20 protein-coding genes are annotated in these 21,875 nt (G+C 73.8%); 13 read left to right on the plus strand and 7 right to left on the minus strand.

Translation table 11 applies throughout. From position 1 onward, the window contains the following. Positions 1–82 precede the first annotated feature (82 nt). On the minus strand, positions 83–508 hold the full coding sequence (locus P2424_RS01145; protein ID WP_276473933.1) for a hypothetical protein: 426 nt from the start codon (positions 506–508) through the stop codon (positions 83–85). 167 nt (positions 509–675) lie between these two features. Between P2424_RS01145 and P2424_RS01150 the strand changes: the two genes are divergently transcribed. Together P2424_RS01150 and P2424_RS01155 are read left to right on the plus strand one after the other, a co-directional pair. Beyond that, positions 676–1,329: a DUF4232 domain-containing protein gene (locus tag P2424_RS01150; protein ID WP_276473934.1), complete on the plus strand. Its 654-nt coding sequence runs from the start codon at positions 676–678 to the stop codon at positions 1,327–1,329. A 197-nt stretch (positions 1,330–1,526) separates the two neighbouring features. After that, positions 1,527–2,438: a glutaminase gene (locus P2424_RS01155; protein ID WP_276473935.1), complete on the plus strand. Its 912-nt coding sequence runs from the start codon at positions 1,527–1,529 to the stop codon at positions 2,436–2,438. A gap of 78 nt (positions 2,439–2,516) precedes the next feature. Here the strand turns inward: P2424_RS01155 and P2424_RS01160 are convergent, their stop codons facing one another. After that, on the minus strand, positions 2,517–5,333 hold the full coding sequence (locus P2424_RS01160) for a SpoIIE family protein phosphatase/ATP-binding protein (RefSeq protein WP_276473936.1): 2,817 nt from the start codon (positions 5,331–5,333) through the stop codon (positions 2,517–2,519). Between the two features lie 276 nt (positions 5,334–5,609). Here P2424_RS01160 and P2424_RS01165 point away from each other — a divergent pair, with 276 nt between their 5' ends. Next, positions 5,610–6,893 (plus strand): PP2C family protein-serine/threonine phosphatase, encoded by a 1,284-nt coding sequence (locus P2424_RS01165; protein WP_346660057.1) that lies wholly within the window; start codon positions 5,610–5,612, stop codon positions 6,891–6,893. A 211-nt stretch (positions 6,894–7,104) separates the two neighbouring features. Next, entirely contained in the window at positions 7,105–7,938 is an 834-nt protein-coding gene (locus P2424_RS01170) for an alpha/beta hydrolase (RefSeq protein WP_276473937.1), read from the plus strand. A gap of 85 nt (positions 7,939–8,023) precedes the next feature. Here P2424_RS01170 and P2424_RS01175 read toward each other — a convergent pair whose 3' ends face one another. Both P2424_RS01175 and P2424_RS01180 read right to left on the minus strand, forming a co-directional pair. Further along, positions 8,024–8,452: a CBS domain-containing protein gene (locus tag P2424_RS01175; protein WP_276473938.1), complete on the minus strand. Its 429-nt coding sequence runs from the start codon at positions 8,450–8,452 to the stop codon at positions 8,024–8,026. Positions 8,453–8,577: 125 nt separating this feature from the next. Beyond that, on the minus strand, positions 8,578–9,174 hold the full coding sequence (locus P2424_RS01180; RefSeq protein WP_027761899.1) for a TetR/AcrR family transcriptional regulator: 597 nt from the start codon (positions 9,172–9,174) through the stop codon (positions 8,578–8,580). Positions 9,175–9,404: 230 nt separating this feature from the next. Between P2424_RS01180 and P2424_RS01185 the strand changes: the two genes are divergently transcribed. The 3 genes from P2424_RS01185 to P2424_RS01195 are packed head-to-tail and all read left to right on the plus strand — an operon-like array spanning position 9,405 to position 13,086. Next, a complete protein-coding gene (locus P2424_RS01185) occupies positions 9,405–9,977 on the plus strand; it encodes a 2Fe-2S iron-sulfur cluster-binding protein (RefSeq protein WP_276473939.1) in 573 nt (190 codons plus the stop codon). Beyond that, positions 9,974–10,966 (plus strand): xanthine dehydrogenase family protein subunit M, encoded by a 993-nt coding sequence (locus tag P2424_RS01190; RefSeq protein ID WP_276473940.1) that lies wholly within the window; start codon positions 9,974–9,976, stop codon positions 10,964–10,966. Before P2424_RS01185 ends, P2424_RS01190 begins: the two co-directional genes overlap by 4 nt. Continuing rightward, positions 10,963–13,086: a xanthine dehydrogenase family protein molybdopterin-binding subunit gene (locus tag P2424_RS01195; RefSeq protein ID WP_276473941.1), complete on the plus strand. Its 2,124-nt coding sequence runs from the start codon at positions 10,963–10,965 to the stop codon at positions 13,084–13,086. The genes P2424_RS01190 and P2424_RS01195 overlap by 4 nt, the downstream gene beginning before the upstream one ends. Before the next feature lie 99 nt (positions 13,087–13,185). Here the strand turns inward: P2424_RS01195 and P2424_RS01200 are convergent, their stop codons facing one another. Next, on the minus strand, positions 13,186–14,133 hold the full coding sequence (locus P2424_RS01200) for a LysR family transcriptional regulator (RefSeq protein ID WP_276473942.1): 948 nt from the start codon (positions 14,131–14,133) through the stop codon (positions 13,186–13,188). A 171-nt stretch (positions 14,134–14,304) separates the two neighbouring features. On the opposite strand from P2424_RS01200, the gene P2424_RS01205 reads away from it, so the two are divergent. The 4 genes from P2424_RS01205 (at position 14,305) to P2424_RS01220 (ending at position 19,437) form a co-directional block, all read left to right on the plus strand. Continuing rightward, complete coding sequence (locus P2424_RS01205; RefSeq protein ID WP_276473943.1) at positions 14,305–15,477, plus strand: FAD-binding oxidoreductase; 1,173 nt, start codon at positions 14,305–14,307, stop codon at positions 15,475–15,477. Continuing rightward, positions 15,467–16,933, plus strand: a complete 1,467-nt coding sequence (locus P2424_RS01210; protein ID WP_276473944.1) for a VOC family protein — start codon at positions 15,467–15,469, stop codon at positions 16,931–16,933. Before P2424_RS01205 ends, P2424_RS01210 begins: the two co-directional genes overlap by 11 nt. 8 nt (positions 16,934–16,941) lie before the next feature. Next, positions 16,942–18,471: an aldehyde dehydrogenase family protein gene (locus P2424_RS01215; protein ID WP_276473945.1), complete on the plus strand. Its 1,530-nt coding sequence runs from the start codon at positions 16,942–16,944 to the stop codon at positions 18,469–18,471. Between the two features lie 192 nt (positions 18,472–18,663). After that, a complete protein-coding gene (locus P2424_RS01220; protein ID WP_276473946.1) occupies positions 18,664–19,437 on the plus strand; it encodes an SDR family NAD(P)-dependent oxidoreductase in 774 nt (257 codons plus the stop codon). 80 nt (positions 19,438–19,517) lie between these two features. Here P2424_RS01220 and P2424_RS01225 read toward each other — a convergent pair whose 3' ends face one another. Both P2424_RS01225 and P2424_RS01230 read right to left on the minus strand, forming a co-directional pair. Continuing rightward, on the minus strand, positions 19,518–19,838 hold the full coding sequence (locus P2424_RS01225) for a hypothetical protein (protein ID WP_276473947.1): 321 nt from the start codon (positions 19,836–19,838) through the stop codon (positions 19,518–19,520). A 173-nt stretch (positions 19,839–20,011) separates the two neighbouring features. Beyond that, entirely contained in the window at positions 20,012–20,812 is an 801-nt protein-coding gene (locus P2424_RS01230; RefSeq protein WP_276473948.1) for a DUF1990 family protein, read from the minus strand. Between the two features lie 78 nt (positions 20,813–20,890). Between P2424_RS01230 and P2424_RS01235 the strand changes: the two genes are divergently transcribed. Beyond that, on the plus strand, positions 20,891–21,142 hold the full coding sequence (locus tag P2424_RS01235; RefSeq protein ID WP_276473949.1) for a hypothetical protein: 252 nt from the start codon (positions 20,891–20,893) through the stop codon (positions 21,140–21,142). Then, on the plus strand, positions 21,132–21,839 hold the full coding sequence (locus P2424_RS01240) for a DUF1990 family protein (protein WP_276473950.1): 708 nt from the start codon (positions 21,132–21,134) through the stop codon (positions 21,837–21,839). The genes P2424_RS01235 and P2424_RS01240 overlap by 11 nt, the downstream gene beginning before the upstream one ends. Positions 21,840–21,875: the final 36 nt, after the last annotated feature.

Consider the following 21,875-nt stretch of genomic DNA (forward strand, 5'->3'; position numbering starts at 1 on the left):
GCGGCGCGCTGTCAGGCACTCCCGTCGCGGGGAGCACCGGGGCGCCGCTGTCCGGGGCGTGGAAGGGGGCCGGCCGACTCGGTCAGACGTCGAGCGGCGCGGCGGGCGGGCCCCGGCTGGAGCGCGGGTCGTACCAGGAGGGCGGCGGTGCGCGTTCCTGTGCGGGACGCCCGGCGAGTCGGCTGTGCAGCGGGAGGGCATCCACGGCCGGAACGGCGGTCGGCAGCGCGGGGTGAGGGGCCGGGTGGCCGGACAGCCGCGCCTGGTGCGGGGCGTCGGCCGTGGCGTCGTGCGCCGCGGGAGCGGAGTGGGAGTCGGAGCGGACAGCGGGTGTCCGCGCGCTGTGCTGCGCTTCCCGGTCCACCGGCACGACGACGGTGGCGGCCGGTGCGCCGCCCGGTCCGGTCAGAGCCGTCGCGGTACCCGGCACCAGCAGCAGGGCGCCCCATACGAGGGTGAGGAGGACGGACGCCGTACGACGGGACCACGCCCGCGCGTTGCGCTGCATCGTCCCTCCCCGTCTCCGCCCGGCCGGTCCGGCTCAGTCTACGCGGGGCGCACCCGCCCGGCCGGCACGCGTGCGGACGGCCGACTCTGCGCGGGATACGGCGCATCCGGTGGGCTCGGATGGCTTGAGGCCCGAAGTCGGGTACTGATAGGTATAGAGCAATGATCATGGCTTTCGGTGTTCCGGGTACGGCGTATACGGCGTACCGGGCCCGTCGCGCCCCGGGCCGGTGGCGGCGGAGTACGCGGGCTGCCGCGGGGACGGTGCTGCTGCTCGCCGCGGTCGCCGCGTGCGGCGGCGGGGAGGACGCGGACGGGAAGGATCCGGGCGCGGGCGACTCCCCGCCCGCTTCCGCCGCCGACGGCGCCGCCGACTCGTCCGCCCCGGCCACCGGCGGCCATGAGGCAACCGGAGGCGGAACCCGGCGCTGTGCCGCCTCGGATCTGACGATGTCCCTGGATCCGGCGGAGAGCCGGGCGGGCAGCCGGTACTTCGACATGGCCCTGAAGAACACCACGGACGCCGCCTGCCTCCTCAAGGGCTACCCCCGGGTGTCGCTGACCGGCGAGGACGGCGCCACGATCGGCAGCCCGGCCGCCCACGCGGACGACGGCACCGCCCGGACGGTGACCCTGCAGCCCTCCACCCGGGCCCACGCGAAGCTGCGCACCGGGAGCGAGGACGCCGCCGACGGCTCCTGCTGGGCGAGGCCGCGGTCAGTCGAGGTGCGTCCGCCCGGCTCCGACCGGGCCCTGACCGCCGAGGTGGACGGACTGCGGGTGTGCGGCGGCCTGTTCACGGTCACCGCCCTGGAGTGGTGAAGCACCCCGGCGGACCGCGGCCGCGCGCGGCCCCCTCCGGGATGCGGCGACAGGGCCGCGCCGCAGGTCCCGCCGCAGGTCCGGCCCCTCCCGCAGGCTAGAGTCTGCGCCGGACCCGGCGTGCGCACCGGTGCCGCCCCAGGCGGCGCGTGCCCGGCATCGGAGACGGCACACGACGCTCGGGAGAAGCGCGGACGATGGACTACCAGGCGGTGCTCGAGGAGGTCGCGGCCACTGCGGCGCCCCAGGTCGGCCGCGGGCAGCCGGCCGGATACATCCCGGCGCTGGCCGAGGTGGACCTGGGCGGGTTCGGCATGGCGGTCGCCGACGTGGACGGTTCGGTCACCGGGGTCGGCGACTGGCAGGTGCCCTTCTCCATACAGAGCGTCTCCAAAGCGTTCGGCCTGGCGCTGGTACTGGCCCGGGACGGCGAGAGCCTGTGGGGCCGGGTGGGCCGCGAGCCGTCCGGCACCGCCTTCAACTCCCTGGTGCAGTTGGAGTACGAGAACGGCATCCCGCGCAACCCCTTCATCAACGCGGGCGCGCTGGTGGTCACCGACCGGCTGCAGTCGCTCACCGGCGACGCCAGCACCTCGATGCTGGACTTCCTGTGCACCCAGAGCGGCAATCCGGCCGTCGCCTTCGACCCGCAGGTGGCCTCCTCCGAGTCCGAGCACGGGGACCGCAACGCCGCCCTGGCGTACCTCATGGCCAGCTACGACAATCTGGACAACCCCGTACCGACGGTGCTGGACCACTACTTCTGGCAGTGCTCCATCAGCATGAGCTGCCGCGATCTGGCGCTGGCCGGCTCCTTCCTGGCCCGGCAGGGAGTGGGGACGGACGGCTCCCGGCTGCTCCCGGCCCGCGATGTGAAGCGGGTCAACGCGGTCATGCTCACCTGCGGGACCTACGACGCGGCGGGCGACTTCGCCTACCGGGTGGGACTGCCGGGCAAGAGCGGGGTCGGCGGGGGGATCCTGGCGGTGGTGCCCGGCCGGTGCACGCTCTGCGTCTGGAGTCCCGGCCTGGACCTGCGCGGCAACTCGGTGGCGGGCGTCGCGGCACTGGACGCCTTCACCTCGCTCACCGGATGGTCGGTGTTCTGATCCCCTGGCCCGGGGGCGGGGCAGCAGCTCCCGGGCGCGCCCCGGGGGCGCCCGAGCCCTGCTCCACCGCGTCGGGCGTCACAGCTCCACGTCGCCCCACTGGTCCAGCAGACTCTCGCCGGGCTCCTCGCCGGTTTCGTCCCCGCCGTCGTGCAGTGGCTGCTCGGTCCAGATGATCTTGCCGCGGCCGGTGTAGCGGGTGCCCCAGCGCCGCGCGAACCGGGCGATGAGGTAGAGCCCGCGGCCCCCTTCGTCCGTGATCGCCGCGCGGCGCAGATGCGGTGACGTGCTGCTCCCGTCGGCGACCTCGCAGATCACGCTGTTGCGGTCCTGCAGCAGCCGGAGGCGGATGGGCGGGGTTCCGTAGCGGATGGCGTTGGTGACCAGCTCGCTGACGATCAACTCGGTGGTGAAGGCCAGGTCCGCCAGGCCCCAGTCGGCCAGTCGCCGGGCGCATGCGGCGCGGACGGGCGCGACGGCGGTCGGGTCGTCGGGCACTTCCCAGGTCGCGACCTGGTCCGGGGCCAGGGTGTGGGTGCGGGCCACCAGCAGCGCGACGTCGTCGCTCGGGTGTTCGGGCAGCAGTGCGCCGATCACGGCCCGGCAGGTCTCCTCAGGCGTCCGGTCGGCCCGGGCGAGGGCGTCGCGCAGGAGCGCGAGACCGGTGTCGGCGTCGCGCTCCCGGTTCTCGACCAGGCCGTCGGTGAACAGCGCCAGCCGGCTGCCGGCGGGCAGGTCCAGGTCCGCGGTCTCGACCGGCATCCCGGCTCCGAGGCCCAGGGGCGGCGCGAGGGGGAGATCGGGGAAGGTGACGCTGCCGTCGGGGTGCACGAGAGCGGGCCCGGGGTGACCGGCGCGCGCGGCGGTGGCCCGGCCGGAGACCGGGTCGTAGACGGCATAGAGGCACGTGGCTCCGGTGAGGGCGGTCCCGTCGCCCTCCACGGCGCGCTCCTGGTCGATGCGGGCGACGAGTTCGTCCAGGTACGAGAGGAGTTCGTCGGGTGCCAGGTCGAGAGCGGAGAAGTTGTGCACCGCGGTGCGCAGCCGGCCCATGGTGGCGGCCGCGTGCAGTCCGTGACCCACCACGTCCCCCACCACCAGCGCCACCCGGGCACCGGGCAGCGCGATGACGTCGAACCAGTCCCCGCCCACCCCCGCACCCGCCGGCAGATAGCGGAAGGCCACGTCCACGGCGGAGAGTTCCGGCAGCTCGCGGGGGAGCAGGCTGCGCTGCAGGGTGACGGTCATGGCGTGCTCGCGGGTGTAGCGCCGCGCGTTGTCGATGCTCACGGCCGCCCGGGCGGTCAGCTCCTGGGCGAAGGACAGGTCGCTCTCGCCGAACGGCTCGCCCTCGGAGCGCCAGAAGTCGGCCACCCCCAGCACCACGCCGCGCGCCTGGAGCGGCACCGAGAGCAGGGAGTGGATGCCGTAGGAGAGGACGCGCCGGGCGCGCTCGGGGTCCTGGGCGCGCCAGCCGCGGGAGGCGGCCAGGTCGGGCTCCAGCACCGGCCGGCCACTGGTCGCGACGGTGGCGACGGGATTGGTGGGCGCGAACCGGATCAGCTCACCCTCCGGATAGAGGGGAGGGTCGTCGCGGATGCCGCGGACGGCGGTGCGGCGCATCTCGGTGCCGGCCTCACCCGGCTCCTCTCCGCGCAGCACCGGGTCCAGCAGTTCGACGGTGACGAAGTCGGCGAACCTGGGCACGGTGACCTCGGCCAACTCCTCGGCGGTACGCGCCACATCAAGGGTGGTCCCGATCCGGACCCCGGCGTCGTACAGCAGTTGCAGCCGCTCCCTGGCCACCTCGGCGCGGCCCGCCAAGGCCTGCAGCTCCGTGGTGTCGCGCAGCGTGGCCACGCTGTGGGACGCTCCCCCGTGCTGCTCGACGGACCGCACATTGACGGCCAGCAGCCGGTCACCGACCCGGTGCACCTCATCGGTGGTGGGTTCACCGGAGGCCAGCAGTTCCGCCGTGCCGGGAGCCAGACCGAGGTCGCCGACCGCTCGTCGCTCCGCGTCCTCGGGCAGGTCCAGCAGTCGCCGCGCCTCGTCGTTGGCCAGCAGCAGCCGTCCTCTGTCGTCGACGATGAGCACGCCTTCGCGTACCGCGTGCAGCACCGCGTCGTGGTGCTCGTACATCCGCGTCATCTCGACCGGGCCGAGTCCCCGGGTCTGGCGGCGCAGCCGCCGGCTCACCAGCGCGGAGCCGCCCATGGCCAGCACGAGCACCCCGGCGGCCGTGCCGAAGAGCAGCGGCAGTTGCTCCTGGGCCTCCTGGTTGACGTTCTCGATGGTGATCTCCGGGGCGACCACGCCCGCGACGGTGCCGTCCGCGCGGAAGACGGGCACGGCCGCGTACACCGACAGTCCCAGCGGGTCGGTGACGGTGTGGGTGAAGGACTCGCCTCTGAGCGCCTTCTTGTAGGGCCCGACGAAGCGCTGTCCGATCCGGTCGGGGTCCCGGTGGGTGAGGCGGATGCCGTCCGTGGTGGCCACGACGATGTTGTCGACGCCGGTCCGCTTCCGGGCGGCCTCGGCGCGGGGCTGGAGCACCGCGGTCGGGTCGGAGCTGTCCAGGGCTTCCGCCGTTCCCGGAGCGTTCGCGAACCCTTCTCCGGCCGCGAGTACCTCGTCGCGGGTCCCCTCGATGCTCTGGCGGCGGGACTGCAGCACGAGGCCCGCGACCGTCACGGCGACGAGGACGACCACCAGCACCAGTTGCAGCAGCAGGACCTGGCCCGCGACGGTGTGCACACTCAGCGGGGAGCGCGCCTGCCGTCCCCACGACAGGGAGGGCCTCCGAGGCGCGGCACCGGGGCGCTCGGCACGCTCGGGCCCGGTACCCGGCGCGCTGCGGCTCCTCGCGCGCCGGAGCCGGTCCCGTTTCGCCATATTATGAGTATTGTCGTTCGAAGGGGGTCGCTCAATCCGCGGTTCGACGGCTCCGCACGGGGGCGGAGGCTGCGGAAGCGGGGGCACGCGCCGACCACCGGCCGGGAACACGGCGGTGAGTACGCGTCAGCCGGGAAGGGATGACCCTCGCCGATGACCTGATCGGGTGATGCGGGGCCGGACACTGCCGCCCACCGGGCCGCCGGCTCCGCCCGGACACGCTGCCCACGGGTGTTGCTCGCCCCCGCGGTGACCCTCCACGACGAGAGTGGGGGCATGACTACTCCCCTGGGACGCTCATCCGGCCCCGAGGGAGCGGCGCCGGAACCGGCAGCGGCACGTGCGGCCATGTTCGGGGCGCTGCTCATCGCGAGCCACACCTCCACCCTGGAGCACCTGCCGCAGCTCGTGGCGGCACACGCCCGGCGGGTGGGGCTCAGCGAAGTGCTGATCTACCTGGCGGACCTGCAGCAGGATGTGCTCTCCCCGCTGTCCGGCAGGCCGGCACCGGCGGGTGCCGGGGAGGGCGAGGAGCTCACCATCGAGGGCACGGTGGCCGGACGGGCCTTCCAGCACGGCGAGATCCTCCCGGTCACGGTGGCCGATCCCTGCCAGTTTTGGGTCCCGCTGGTGGACGGCACCGACCGGCTCGGTGTACTGCGGATCACCGCCGAGGACGCGGACGCGGCGAGGCGTGAGGACATGGAGCGCCTGGCGGCGCTCGTGGCGCTGCTCGTGGTCTCCAAACGCGGACTGAGCGACTCCTACGCCCGCCTGGTCCGCCGCAGGCGGATGAGTCTGGCGGCGGAGATGGAGTGGCGGATCATGCCGCAGCGCACCTTCGCGACGGAGCGGGTGGTGATCAGCGCGGTCATGGAGCCCGCCTACGACGTCAGCGGCGACGTCTACGACTACGCGGTCGACGGCCGAACCGTGCACCTCGCGGTGCTGGACGCCATGGGCCACGACACCGCGGCGGGGCTGACCGCGAGTCTCGCGCTCACCACCTTGCGCAACAGCCGCCGCGAAGGCGCCTGCCTGGTGCGTACCGCGGCCGCGGTGGACGAGGCGTTGCTCGAGCAGTTCCGCGGGGACCGGTTCGCGACCGGCATCCTGGCCGCGCTGGACGTGCCCAGCGGCGAGCTGACCTGGCTCAGCCGCGGCCACCATCTGCCGGTCATCGTCCGGGGCCGCTCCACCATCGAGCCGGCGCACCCGCCCGGACCGCCGATGGGCACCGGGTTCCGGACGGACACCCAGGTGTGCCGCACCCACCTGCAGCCCGGCGACCGGCTTCTGCTCTACACCGACGGCATCACCGAGGCCCGGAACAGCCGGGGCGAGGAGTTCGGCATGGAGCGCTTCACCGATTTCCTCATCCGGCACCAGGCCGACGAACTTCCCGTGCCCGAGACCCTGCGCCGGCTGATCCGGCATCACCTCGAACACCACCAGGGCCGGCTGCGCGACGACGCCACGGTGCTGCTCGTCGAGTGGCCCGGCTCCCCCTACCCGCCGGGCGAGGCCGAGGAACTGTCAGGTGTCCCCGCCGAGCGCTGACCCGCGGCCCGGTGCGGCCACGGGTGCGGGCGGGTCCGGATCCGGAGGGAGGGCGTCACCGGCCCGCTTGCGCGGAGCACTCCGCGGACTCGCGCTGTCACACCTCGGGGAGCCGCCCGTGCGGGAGCCGAAACCGGCCGGGCGCGAGCGATGATTCCCCTACGGCCGGACGGTCTCTGTCACCGACAGCCGCACTCCCTTCGGAGGAACCATGGACTCCCGCTCACACGACACCGCCGCCGCCCGCACCCTGGAGGTGCCCGGTGCACGTCTGCACTACGAGGTGCGCGGCGACGGCCCGCTCCTCGTCCTGGTCGGCGCCCCGATGGATGCCGGCGCCTTCGCCCCGCTGGCCGAGCTGCTCGCCGCGGACCACACCGTGCTCACCACCGATCCGCGCGGAATCAACCGCAGCGGGCTCGACGACCCCGCCCAGGACTCCACTCCGGAACTGCGCGCCGACGACCTCGCCCGGCTCGTCGAGGCGCTCGGCCGCGGCCCGGCCGCGGTGCTGGGCTCCAGCGGTGGGGCCGTCAGCGCACTGGCCCTGGCCCAGCACCACCCCAAAGCCGTGCACACGGTCGTCGCCCACGAGCCGCCGCTGATCGAACTCCTGGAGGACCGCGACGCGCTGCGGAAGGGCACCGAGGAGACCGTCCGCACCTATCTCGACGGCGACGTGACCGGAGCATGGCGGAAGTTCTTCACCAACGCCGGAATCAGCCTCCCCGAACCGGTGATCGAGGAGATGTTCGGCGGCGAGCGCGACCCTCAGCAGGTGGCGGACGAACAGCGTTGGTTCGCGCACGAGATGCGGGCCTCCAGCTTCTGGCAGCCCGATCTCGCGGCGCTGCGCTCCGCTGCCACCAGGATCGTGGTGGGAGTCGGGGAGGACTCTGCCGGACAGTTGTGCGACCGGACCTCGCTCGCGCTGGCCGAGGCGCTGGGCGCGGAGCGGGCCGTCTTCCCCGGCGACCACACCGGCTTCGTCGAGGACCCCGAGGCCTTCGCCACGCGGCTTCGGTCGGTCGTATCCGCCGGCTGACCGCCCGGATCCGCCTCGGCCCGCCCGGGCAGACCGGCGGCCCGCCCGGCGAGTGCCGAGGCGGGTCCGCCGTGGGGTGCGGGACTCAGGCGTAGACCTGTTCCACAAAGCCCGCGAGCTGCTCGTCGTTCAGGTGGTGCCGGCCCAGATCGGTTTCGCTGATCACTCCGACCACCCGCTTGTTCCCGTCGATGACGGGCAGGCGCCGGATCTGGTGGGTCTCCATCTCGCGGAGGACCTCACTCAGGTCCGCGTCGGCGCTGATCCAGCGCGGAGTGCCCTCGCACAGTTCTCCCGCCGTCACCCGCGAGGGGTCGCGTCCGGCCGCGATGCAGCGGACGACGATGTCACGGTCGGTGATGATGCCGCACATACGCTCGTCGGGGTCGTTGGGGTCGCTCACGGGCAAGGCACCCACGTCCATCTCGCGCATCAACTGGGCGGCCCGGTCGAGGGTCTCGGTGGCGGGTACCCACCGGACGCCGGGGTGCATGATGTCGGCTGCCGTGGTCATCGCATCCTCCTGTCACCGCGGTCCAGCATTCTGTTCGCCCCCCGGTCCATCGTGGTCGCCCTGCCCGGTTTACGCCATTCGGGGCCGCCGGCCCCGCACACCTGGGCGGACGGCCTCGCAGGGACTCACTCGGCGGACGCCGGGCGCCCCGGGGCGCCGGCCCGCAGCCCGTCCATCACCAGGTCGAGGAGCCGGTCGGCGCGGGCCTGCCAGTCGTGCTGCGGATCGATCTGCCACAGCCCCGCGATGGCCAGGAGGAAGTCCTCCGGGGTCATCCCGGGGCGTATCGTTCCGGCGCGTTCGTTGGCCTCCAGCAGGGTGCCCACGGCCTGCGTCAGCGGACCGTACCCGAGCCCGGCGAGGGTGCCGCAGGCGCTGGTGGCCGCCCGCAGCGCGTCCGCGAGACCCGCCTTGGCCAGCGAGTACCGGGCGAGCCGGTCCATCCACTCGCGCAGCGCCCGGTCCGGCGGCCGGGTGCGCAGCAGTTGCTCGGCGGCCTCGGCCACCTGCTGCACCTCGTACCGGTAGACCTCCAGGACCAGGGCCTCGCGGCTGGGGAAGTTGCGGTAGAGGGTGCCCTGGCCGACCCCCGCCTTCTTGGCGATGGTGCTCAGCGGCGCGTCGGCGGCGCGGGTCAGCTCCGCGAGCGCCACCTCCAGGATGCGTTCGCGGTTGCGCTGCGCGTCCGAGCGCAGCGCGGTGCCGGGCTTGTGGTGCCGCACTCGTCCTCCTTTCCGCCCCGGCGCGGAACTGCGGTGCGCAGCGGCGATACGCGGAACTCTTGCGAACCGGACAACTGTCCGATACGTTCATGACGGATGGAGTGGACTGTTGTCCGCTTTCTCCAACCCACCATAGCGTCGGATCCCCGGGCGGCGGACGCTCCGTCCGCCCCAGCCTCTCCGCCCGCGCGCCGATCCTCCTCGTACCGCACTCGCGAAGGAAGCTGTTCATGGCTCCAGCCACCGCCAGCGCAATCACCTTGCAGATCAACGGAGAGCACCACACCCTGACCGTCGACAACCGCACCACCCTGCTCGACGCGCTGCGCGAGCGCCTCGACCTGACCGGTTCGAAGAAGGGCTGCGACCAGGGACAGTGCGGCGCCTGCACCGTCCTGGTCGACGGCCGCCGGACCGTGGCCTGCCTGCAACTGGCCGTCGCCGCCGAGGGGCGTGCCGTCACCACCATCGAAGGCGTCGCGGACGGCGAGCAACTCCACCCGGTGCAGCAGGCGTTCCTCGACCTCGACGGCTATCAGTGCGGCTATTGCACCCCGGGGCAGATCTGCTCCGCCCTCGGCGTACTCGAGGAGCACGCGGCGGGCTGGCCCAGCGCCGCCACCGGCGACGTCCGGCCCGAGGCGGGACCGCCACCACTGACCCCGGAGGAGATACGGGAGCGGATGAGCGGCAACCTGTGCCGCTGCGGCGCGTACGTGTCGATCGTCCAGGCCGTCTCGCAGGCCGCCTCGACCCCGGCCCGGCCCGCCGTCGGCACGGGCCCGAAGGAGCCCGCCGCATGAGGGAGTTCAGCTACCAGCGCGCCACCGATGTCGAGGGGGCCGTCGCGCTGCTCGACTCCGACCCGGACGCGCGCTACCTGGGCGGGGGCACCAACCTGATCGATCTGATGAAGACCGGCGTCGAACGCCCCGGGCGGCTCGTCGACGTCCGGGAACTGCCCCTGGACCGCATCGAACCGACCGCGGAAGGCGGACTGCGGATCGGCGCCACGGTCACCAACAGCGACCTGGCCGCCCACTCCGAGGTCCGCGGCCGCTACCCGGCGCTGGCGGAGGCCGTACTGGCCGGAGCCTCGGGCCAACTGCGCAACATGGCCACCGTCGGCGGCAACCTCCTGCAGCGCACCCGCTGCCCCTACTTCACCGACACCTCCCTCCCCTGCAACAAGCGCGCCCCGGGCAGCGGATGCTCGGCGGCCACCGGGGAGCACCGCAATCACGCCGTCCTCGGAGCCTCGGCGCACTGCGTGGCCGTCCACCCGTCCGACATGGGCGTCGCGCTGGCCGCGTTCGACGCCGTCGTCTCCTTCGAGACCGCCGAGGGAAGCGGCGAGCTGCCGCTGGCCGACTTCTACCTGCCGGTCGGCGACACTCCGCATCGGGAGACCGCGCTGCCGCAGGGGGCGCTCATCACGGCCGTCACCCTGCCGCCCGCGCCGGTCGCCGCGCGCTCCCGCTACCGCAAGGTGCGCGAGCGGGCCTCCTACGCCTTCGCCATCGGCTCGGTCGCCGGTGCGCTCGACGTGGCCGACGGCGCCGTGCGCGACGTGCGGCTGGCCTTCGGCGCCGTCGCCTCCCACCCATGGCGGGCAAGGACCGCCGAGCGGGCACTGCTGGGGCAGCCGGCCGAGGAGACGGCGTTCGCGGCGGCGGCCGACGCCGAACTGGCCGCGGCGCAGGCGCTGGAGCAGAACGCCTACAAACTGCCGCTGCTGCGCAACCTCGTCGTCTCCCTGCTCACCGAACTGGCCGAGGAGGCCGCCCGATGACCACCACGGCGAAACCCCGGACCGTCGGTGCCGCCCGCACCCGCGTCGAGGGCCGGGAGAAGGTGACCGGCGCGGCCCGCTACGCGAGCGAACAGCCCTTCGAGGAGCTGGCACACGGCTGGCTGGTCCTCTCGACCGTCGCACGCGGCCGCGTCCGCGCGGTCGGCGAGGAGGCGGTGCGGGCCCTCCCCGGTGTGCTGACCGTGCTGCACTCCGGCAACGCTCCGCGCCTGACCACGGACTTCGCCTCCTTGCTCGGCCCGCCCGATCCCGTCGTGGCACTCTTCCAGCACGACCGGGTGCCGCACCTGGGATGGCCGGTGGCCCTGGTCGTCGCCGAGACGCCGGAGGAGGCACGGGAGGCCGCCGAGACGCTGGTCGTCGAGTACGACGAGGAACCGCACGACGTCGCCTTCCACGCCGGCCGGCCCGGCACCTACCCGCCCGAGGACGGCAGCGCCGTGGCGGCGAAGGGCGACCTGGAAGCCGAACTGGCCGCCTCCAGTGTGCTGGTCGACGCCTCGTACACCACCCCCGAACAGCACCACAGCGCCATGGAACCGCATGCCGCCACCGCCCACTGGGACGAGGGGCGGCTGGAGGTGCTGGACACCAACCAGGGCACCGGCTGGGTGGCGGGCGATCTGGCCCAGCTGTTCTCGCTGGACGCCTCCTCGGTACGGGTGCGCTCGGAGCACATCGGCGGTGCCTTCGGCTCCAAGGGAGTCCGGCCGCACCAGGTGGGCGCTGTGATGGCCGCGACCGTCCTGCACCGGCCGGTCCGCCTGGCGCTGACCCGGCGCCAGGTGTTCGCGGTCACCGGCTACCGCAGCCCCACCGCACAGCGGGTGCGGCTCGGCGCGGAACCGGACGGGCGGTTGCGCGCGTTCGGGCACGAGGCGCTCAACCTCACCTCGACACTGCGTCCGTTCGTGGAGACCAGCGCCGTCTTCGGACGGGTCATGTACGACGCGCGGGCGCACCACACCGCGCACCGCCTCGTCGGTCTCGACATGCCGACGCCGACCTGGATGCGGGCACCCGGCGAGGCCCCGGGGTCCTTCGCGGTGGAGTCGGCGCTCGACGAGCTGGCCGAGCGGCTGGAGATGGACCCGATCGCGCTGCGGGCCCGCAACGAGCCGGAGAGCGGACCGCTCTCCGGCCTCCCCTTCAGCAGCCGCAACCTGCTCGGCTGCTTCGAGGAGGGCGCCCGCCGGTTCGGCTGGGCCGGGCGCGACCCGCGGCCGCGGCTGCGCCGCGAGGGCCGGTGGCTGCTGGGTACCGGAACAGCCGCGGCCACCTACCCGTCCGGCGCCGCGCCCTCGACCGCCTCCGTGACGGCCGAGCCGGACGGCGGCTTCACCGTGCGGATCTCCGCGGCGGACGTGGGCACCGGCGCCCGCACGGCCCTCGCCCTCGTCGCCGCGGAGGCGCTCGACGTGGAGGCCGAGCGGGTGACCGTACGGATCGGGGACAGCGACTTCGGCCAGGCCTGGGTCGCCGGCGGCTCCATGGGCACCCGTTCGTGGTCCCTGGCCGTCGTCTCGGCAGCCGAGGAACTGCGCGGCCGGCTGGCGCTGTCCGACGGTGACATCCCGCCGGACGGCATCACCGCGCGCACGGACACCGCGAGGCTGCTCGCCGAGCTCGCCAAGAAGGAACGGCACTCCTTCGGGGCACAGTTCGCCGAAGTCGCCGTCGACGTGACCACCGGCGAGGTCCGGGTGCGGCGCATGCTGGGGGTGTTCGCGGCAGGCCGGATCGTCAACCCGCTCACCGCCCGCAGCCAGCTCGTCGGCGGGATGACCTGGGGCCTGTCCATGGCCCTCCACGAGGAGGCCGTGCGGGACGCGGCGTCCGGGGGCCAGGTGGGGGCGGATTTCGCCGGTTACCACGTCGCCGCCAACGCGGATGTCCCGGTCATCGAGGCGGACTGGATCGACGACCCCGTCCCCGACGACCCGGTGGGGATCAAGGGCATCGGCGAGATCGGCATCGTGGGCGCGGCCGCGGCGATCTCCAACGCGGTCTGGCACGCGACCGGGGTCCGCCACCGGGACCTTCCGCTGCGTCCGGACCGGATTCTGCGGGCGGAGGAGGGGACCGGGACCGGCGCCTGAGCCCGGGCACGGCCCAACCGGTGCGGGAGCGGACCCGGCCGCCCCCGCTCCCGCACCGCCCCACACCCCCGCGCCCCCGCGCCTGCGGTGTCCGGAGGGTCAGCCGGGCCTCCCGCTCCCCTCCCCCGCGGGCCGCCCCTGCTCGCCCGCCGGGGCACAGGCGGCCGAGCGCAGCACGTCGACCAGCGCCGCCACCGTCGGCCGGTGCCGCGAGGCGGTCCGGCAGACCACCACGATGTGCCGCTCCACGGCGTCGCTCAGCCCGAGGACGTCGAGGTGCGAGGGGCGCAGCCGCAGCATCAGGTCCGTCACCAGGCTGACTCCCACCCCGGTCTCGACCAGGGCCAGTGTCGCGGCGGTGTCGGTCACCTCGTGCAGCACCCGCGGTTCGAAACCGGCCCGGCGGCAGGCGGTGAGCGCCGCGCGGCCGTAGTAGCTCCCGGCCGACGGCAGGATCCAGCCCCGCTCGCGCAGCTCGTGGAGCGCGACCGTCGCCCGGCCGGTCAGCTCGCCCGTAGGTGCGGCGAGGGAGAACCGCTCGCGGGAGAGCGGGAGCACGCACAGCGACGCGTCCCGCGGGAGGGGCACGTCCGGGTAGTCCAGGCCCAGGGCCAGCTCCACGGAGCCGCCCGCCACCGCGTCGTACACGTCGTCCACGTCCATGTCGCGGCTGCGCACGGTGATGCCCGGGCAGGTCTCCCGGGCGTGCCGGAGCGCGAGCGGCAGGATCTCGGCGGCGGCGGTGGCGAAGAGGCCGATCCGCAGTGTCCCGCAGACCTCGTGGCGGGTGCGCTCCAGCGCCTCCACGGCTTCGGCCTCCGTGGCCAGGATCCGCTCGGCGTGGGCCGCCAACGTCACACCCGCGTCGGTCAGTTCGACCCGGCGCCCCACCCGCCGCAGCAGCTCCATACCGGTGGACCTCTCCAGCGCGGCGATCTGCTGGGAGACCCCGCCGGGGGTGTAGCCGAGGGAGCGCGCGACCGCGGTGACCGTGCCCCGCCGGGTCAGCTCCACCAGCGACCGCAGTTGCGGACTCGTCCATTCCATGCAGGAACGGTAAACGAATGTGAGCAGAAACTGTTCATGGACGTCAACGGTCGCGCTGCGTCACGATGTGGGGCAGCACGCTGATCAGCACCGCCGCACTGACAGCAGCGCCGCGTACGGGCTCGGGCCACTCCGCTCGATCCCGCCGTCGGCCCTCGGAAGGGACCGCCTATGCCCTCCTCCGCTTTCCGTACCGTCCCGGACTCCGCCGACGTCGTGATCATCGGCGGTGGTGTGCTGGGCACCAGCGCCGCCTTCCACCTCGCCGAGGCCGGGGTGCGCGACGTCGTCCTGCTGGAGCGCGGCGAGCTGGGCTGCGGCAGCTCGGGGAAACCGATCGGCGGCGTACGCGCCCAGTTCTCCGACCCGCTCAACATCGAACTGGGCCGGCGCAGCCTGGATGCCTACCGCTGCTTCGGCGACCGCCCCGGTGCGGACATCCGGTTCGCTCCCGTCGGCTACCTGTTCCTGCTCGACAGCGCGGAGCAGGAGGCGGACTTCGCGACCGGTGTCGCCGTCCAGAACGGCCTCGGCGTCCCCAGCCGCATGATCGGTCCGGACGAGGCGCGCCGGCTGTGCCCCTGGCTGAGCACCGACGGCCTGGTGGCCGCCGCCTACTGCCCCACGGCGGGCCACGCGCGCCCGGGCGCTGTGGTGCGTGGCTACGCGGAGGCCGCGGCCGCCGGCGGCGTGCGGGTGGCCGAGCACACCGAGGTGACCGGCCTCGGGACGGTCGGCGGCCGGGTGACCCACGTGCACACCAGCCATGGACGGATCTCCTGCGGCAGCGTCATCTGCGCGGCGGGAGCCTGGTCCGGACAGATCGGCGACATGGCCGGCGTCAGCCTTCCGGTGCGCCCGGTGCGCCGGCAACTGGCGTTCACCGCGCCGCTGGCCCCGACCGCGCCCCGCCTCCCCTTCACCATCGACTTCTCCTCCAGCGCCTACTTCCACAACAGCGACGACGGACTGCTGTTCGGGCTGGCCGACCCGGACGAGACCGAGGGTTTCGACACCACCTGGACACCGGACTGGCTGGAGCGCTTCCGCGCCGTGGCGCGCCGCCGCGCCCCCGCCCTGGCCGGCATGGAGACCGTCGGCGGCTGGGCCGGACTCTACGAGAACACCCCGGACCACAACGCGCTCATCGGCCGCTCCGGCGAACTGGAGAACTTCCTGTACGCCACGGGGTTCTCGGGACACGGCTTCCTCCAGGCGCCCGCGGTGGGCGAGATCGTCCGCGACCTCCACCTGGGACGCCGCCCGTTCGCCGACCCCGCGCCGCTCAGTGCCGACCGGTTCCACGCCGGATCCGGGATCCGTCCCGAGGCCCATGTCGTGTGAGCCCGTACCCCCCGGGAAGGAAGGGCGAACCGTGAAGAGAGTCGAACAGTGGCAGTTGAGGGCCGCGTTCGCCGAACGGCTGTCGCGGATGTACGGGAAGGAGGTGCCCGCCTACACCACGCTGGTGGAGGTCTCCCACGAGGTCAACGAGGACGTCCTGCGCACCCGGGGCAGCGCGGCCGAACGCCTGGGCTCCCTCGACCGGGTGACCGCGGAGCGGCACGGCGCCGTCCGCGTCGGCACCCCCGCGGAACTGCGGCAGGTCGCCCGGATCTTCGCGGCCCTGGGGATGCGCCCGGTCGGCTTCTACGACCTGCGTGAGGCCGCGGTCAGCGCGGTCCCCGTCGTCTCCACCGCCTTCCGGCCCGTCGACGCCGAGGAGTTGGCGCGCAATCCCTTCCGCGTCTTCACCTCCCTGCTCACTCCTGGCGACCCCCGGTTCTTCGACCCCGGGCTCCGGGCACGGCTGGAGGCCTTCCTCGCGGGCCGCGAACTCTTCCCGCCGGAGCTGCTCGCGCTGGCCGACCGGGCCGCCGCCGAGCGGGAACTGCCGCCGGAGCAGGCCGAGCGCTTCCTCCGGCTGGCGGTCGGCGCCTTCGAACTGTCCTGCGAACCGGTCGACCGGGCCTGGTACCGGACCCTGGAGCGGGTCTCGGCCGTGGCGGCGGACATCGGCGGGGTCCGCAGCACGCACCTCAACCACCTCACCCCGCGGGTGCTCGACATCGACGAGCTGTACCGCCGGATGACCGCGCGCGGCATCGAGATGATCGACACCATTCAGGGCCCGCCCGGCTGGCAGGGGCCCGACGTGCTGCTGCGCCAGACATCTTTCCGGGCGCTGGCCGAAACCCGGGCGATGCGCACCCCGGACGGCAGCGTGGTCGACGGTGCGCTGCGGGTGCGCTTCGGCGAGGTCGAGGCGCGCGGTATCGCCCTGACCCGGGAGGGCCGCGCCCGCTACGACGAGCTGGTCGACCTGGTCGACCGGCGCAGCGCGCGGACGCCCGGGCGGCGACGCGAGGAGATCGCCCGGGAGGTGTGGGAGCAGCACCTGCCCCGCACCGAGCGGGAACTCGCCGCCCGCGGACTGGCGCACTTCACCTTCCGTACGGCCGCCGATCCACCCCGCGACGGCACCCGGCCCCCGGCGGACATCGGGACACTGCTGCGGCGGGGGTGGGTCCACGCCGAACCTCTCGTCTACGAGGATTTCCTGCCCCGCTCCGCGGCCGGCATCTTCCAGTCCAACCTCACCTCGCAGGGCACCCGCGACAACTCGCGGGAGGCCGCCGCCTACGACGCCGGGTGGCTCTCCGGTGCGCTGGAGCGCGAGGTGCTCGACCCGTTCGCGCTCTACGAGCAGCAGCAGCACCGCTCTCTGGCCCGGGTCGCGCACGAGCTGGGGCTGGATCGCACCGCCCTCGTCCACCCCGTCCACCGCGAACACCCCTGAGGATGGCCATGACCAGCACCGCCCTGCCCAGTACGGATGACCTGCGGGCCCGCGCCCGCACCCGCCTCGACGCGATCGGCGTACGGGTACCGGAAGGCGGCGACCTCCCGGCCCGGACCCCGCTCACCGGGGAGTGCCTCTTCGGGCTCCGCACCGCCACCGCTGCCGAAGCCGAGACTGCCGTCGCCGAAGCACGCGCGGCGTTCCGCACCTGGCGCGGCACGCCCGCGCCGCGCCGCGGGGAACTCGTGCGCAGGCTCGGGGAGCTGCTGCGCGAGCACAAGAGCGACCTCGCCGATCTCGTGACCATCGAGGCGGGCAAGATCAGGTCCGAGTCCCTGGGCGAGGTCCAGGAGATGATCGACATCTGCGACTTCGCCGTCGGTCTGTCGCGCCAGTTGTACGGCCGCACCATCGCCTCCGAGCGTCCCGGGCACCGACTCGCCGAGACCTGGCACCCGCTCGGGGTGGTCGGCGTCATCTCCGCCTTCAACTTCCCCGCGGCCGTGTGGTCGTGGAACACCGCGGTCGCACTGGTCTGCGGGGACACGGTCGTCTGGAAGCCCTCGGAGCTGACCCCGCTCACCTCCCTGGCCTGCGACCGCCTGCTGGCCCGCGCGGCCGACGACGTCGGAGCGCCCCCCGCGGTGCACCGCCTGCTGCTCGGCGACCGTTCCGTCGGCCGGCAACTCGTGGACGACCCCCGGATCGCCCTGCTCAGCGCCACCGGCTCGACCCGCATGGGCCGCGAGACAGCGCCCCGCGTCGCGGCTCGGCTCGGCCGCAGTCTGCTGGAACTCGGCGGCAACAACGCCGCGATCGTCGCCCCGTCCGCCGATCTCGACCTCGCCGTGCAGGGCATCGTCTTCGCCGCCGCGGGCACCGCGGGACAGCGCTGCACGACGCTGCGCCGTCTCCTCGTCCACCGGGACGTCGCCGAACCGCTGACCGCCCGGCTGGGCTCGGCCTACCGCACGCTGCCGGTCGGCGACCCGTTCGACGACCGCACGCTCGTCGGTCCGCTGATCTCCCTCGCGGCCCTCGAGGGGATGGACGGCGCGCTGACGCGGGCCCGGGCTACGGGGGGCGAACTGCTGGCCGGGGGCCGCCGCAGGCTGGCCGACGCCGCCCCGGAGGCGGCCTACTGCGAACCGGCTCTGGTCCGCGTCGACGAACAGTCCGACGTCGTACGGGAGGAGACCTTCGCACCGATCCTCTACATACTCGCCTACGACACGCTCGAGGAAGCGCTGGCCCTGCACAATGACGTCCCGCAGGGCCTCTCCTCCAGCATATTCACCCGCGACCAGCGGGAGGCCGAGGTCTTCCTCTCGGCCGCGGGCTCCGACTGCGGGATCGCCAACGTCAACATCGGCACCTCGGGGGCGGAGATCGGCGGCGCGTTCGGCGGGGAGAAGGACACCGGCGGCGGGCGCGAGTCGGGCTCGGACGCCTGGAAGTCCTACATGCGCCGGGCGACCAACACCGTCAACTTCTCCGATGAGCTCCCGCTGGCCCAGAACGTCAGCTTCCTGTGAGCGGCAGTCTTCCCCTGCACGCGGGACGGTGCGCCGTGCGCCCGGCCGGACGCACGGCGGCCGGGCCGCGCCACCTGCCGGAGCGGCTGCCCGCAGGCGGCTGCGCGCTTCCGGGGCGGCTGCCCGCAGGCGCGGGAGCCCGCATACCCTGACCGGAGCCCACCGCAGGTCCCAGAGCCTCCAGGAGCGTCGATGAGCACCGCCTCGCCCGCCACCCCCTCCCGCACCGCTGTCGTCACCGGAGCGAGCAGCGGCATCGGCGCCGCCACCGCCCGCCGGCTGGCGGCGGCCGGCTACCGGGTCGTGCTGGCCGCGCGCCGTGCGGAGCGCATCGCCGCCCTCGCCGCCGAACTCGTCGAGGAGGGGCAGCAGGCCGAGGCCCACACCCTGGATGTGACCGACCGTGCGGCGGTCGACGCGTTCGCCGAACGGTTCGAGACACTGGAGGTGCTGGTCAACAACGCGGGCGGGGCGCTGGGGGCGGACCCGGTCGCCTCCGGCGACCCCGAGGACTGGCGGCGGATGTACGAGACCAACGTCCTCGGGACCCTGCACACCACGCAGGCGCTGCTGCCCGCGCTGACCGCCGGTGCGGGCACGGTCGTGGTGCTCTCCTCGACGGCGGGCCTCGCGACGTACGAGGGCGGGGCCGGGTACGTCGCGGCGAAGCACGCCCAGCACGTGCTCGCCGAGACCCTGCGTCTGGAGATCGTCGGCAGCCCCGTCCGGGTGATCGAGATCGCGCCCGGGATGGTCCGGACCGACGAGTTCGCGCTCACCCGGTTCCGGGGGGACGAGGAGAAGGCCGCACGGGTGTACGAAGGCGTGGCCGAGCCGCTGACCGCGGACGACGTGGCCGACACCATCGCGTGGTGCGTCTCGCGGCCGAGCCGGGTCAACGTCGACCTGCTGGTGGTGCGCCCGCGCGCGCAGGCGTCCAACACGAAGGTGCACCGCGAACCGTGATCCGGCGGCCCCCGGGCGCCGGGTCCGGGGGAGGTCCGCACACGTCGGGCACGGCGACCGGCAACCGGCGGCCGGGACGGTCACTCCGTCGGCACGCCCACCGTCACCTCGACCTCGTTCCCCAGGGCACGGAAGTCTCGGACGAGCCAGGTCCGCTCCGGCAGCCGGGTGCCCGCACGCGTGGTGTGGCCGGAGACGACCAGGACGGCCTCACCGCCCGAGGTGATCAGAATCTCGGCGTCGGTGGCGGCCCCGTCGGCGAACCGGAGCACGAGTCCGGTGGCGCGCGGATTCTCGGCATAGGCCGCGGGCCGGCTCAACTCCTGGATGCGCACGGACGCGCCGCGGAAGAGGTGCGTGTAGGAGCAGACAGCGGTGTGCGGGGCGGTGTCAGGGGGCACCGGATCCTCCGGCTCGGTCAGGGCGGGCGGGGCTCGGACGGACGGCTCCGGTCACCACTTTCGCCCACCCGCACCCGGTCCGCCGGTACATCCGGTCCGCACGCGTGGCGCCGCCCCGGATCACCGCCGCGCCCGGGGGCGGTGCGACAGCCTCCCCGCCGCGGTCGCGGAGGTCAGCACTGGACTACCGACTCGCAGGAGGCCGCCGGGACACCGCGGGTCTCGATGGTGACGCCCCCCTGTGCGCGGCCGCCCGCGATGGCGGCGGCGCCCAGCACGAAGTGCACCCACATGTTGAACTGGATCTCCTTGGCCACCCGGAGCCGACTGTAGAGCAGGTCGGCCCACCAGTCGCCGGCGCGCGACCACGCCTCGACGTGGAAGCGGAGTCCGTTTCCCGGGTCGTCGGCGGTGAACTGGATCTGCCCGGCCTCCAAGTGCCCGTGCAGCGTGCCGAGCCGGATCGTGACGGGGTCGCGGTGGAGCACGCGGACCGGGCCGTCCCAGGGGCCCGGCATCTGCACTCGGTACTCGTCGCCGGGGCGCGCCGGCCCTGGGCCGCCGCGCGTCTTGTGGAAGACCGCCACGGTCGAGGGCGCCGGGCGGTTGAGGTCGGCCGCGACCGCTCCGATCAGCTCCTCGGGGCTCATCCGGGCGCCCTGGATTCGGACGCCGAACCGGCGGTGGAACATCGGCCCGACGCCGTCGCCGAGCCGTTTGGTGAGCTCGTCGACGCGATCGGGGGGCAGCGGGGGCGGCAGGTCGCCGGAATCCCCCGCCACTTCACTGCGGTGGAGTGCGGTCACCCGCCACATGTACTCCCAGGACACCAGCAGAACACCGGCCGGGAAACGCAGCAGGGTGCCGATCCGCCGCCGGGCGGACGGTCTGCCGGGCCGCCTGGCCGGCGGTCGGCCGGAGTCGTGCCGGGTCCGTGTCCCGATCACCGACCACATCCATCCCTGTAGCGACATAACACCTATGACACCATGAAAGACACATGAGTGGATATAAATGGCACTCATCTCCCCCACCCGTATCAGGAGGTCGGCGTGCTGTTCGAAAAGCTGATGCACCGGATCGGACTGCGCAGGACACATCTGCAACTGGCGTCGATGGGGTCCGTAGGGCTCTGCATCGTCTTCTGGATGCGGGCGGCGAGCTTCGACCAGGACGAGCGGGGCAACGCCGAGCGCCGCGCCCTGTTCGTCGGCCTGTGGGCCCCCACGCTGTGGGGTATCGGCCAGTCGCTGGAGGACACCCCCGCCGGACACCCCCGGCCGGACGGCCCGCATGCTGCGTGAGCGGCGCCTCTACCGTGCACCGGCGGTCGCCGCGCTGCACTCGCTGGCCGGGCGTTCGGTCAACTACGCCCCGGTGACGGGGAGTCGGGTGCCCACCTGGAACGCGCGCTGGCACGTCGACTACCTCCGCCAGCCGCTCGCCCGGGAACCGGCGGGCGCCCCCGTGCGGGGCGGCGCGTGGGAGATCGCCTGCCGCCTGGTGCGCGACTACCAGTTCGCGGAGCCGGCCATCCTGCGCGCGCTCTACCGGAGTGACGCACCGCTGCTGGGCCGGGACATGCTGCTGGAGGGCAGGTTCGCCGGACTGCGATTCGACATGGGCGTCCGGGTGACGTCCGTGACCGACGAGACGCACGGCAGCGGCGCGTGGGAGTCACGCGTATGGGGGTGGGCCTACCGGACCCTGGAGGGCCATCTGGAGCAGGGCGAACTCGCCTACCAGGTCGTCAAGCGGCTGCGGACCGGTGCCGTGGAGTTCCTTATCACCGGCCACTCGCGGCGGGCACCGCTGCCCAACCCGGTCGTGCGGACCGGCTTCGCGGTCTTCGGACGCTGGACGCAGCACCGCTTCTACCACGCGAGCGCCCGCAGGTTGCAGCGGCTGCTGCGCGCGGAACTCGAGGGCGCGCCCCCGTTGGCGGCAGCGGCCCTGCCCGGGTACGACAACGTCGTGCTCGCGCCCACTCCGCGCCGCTGAGCGCCGTCGACGGCCCGCTGTCCGAGCCGCCGACGG

The sequence above is a fragment of the Streptomyces sp. WMMB303 genome (genome assembly GCF_029351045.1).
Lineage (GTDB): Bacteria > Actinomycetota > Actinomycetes > Streptomycetales > Streptomycetaceae > Streptomyces.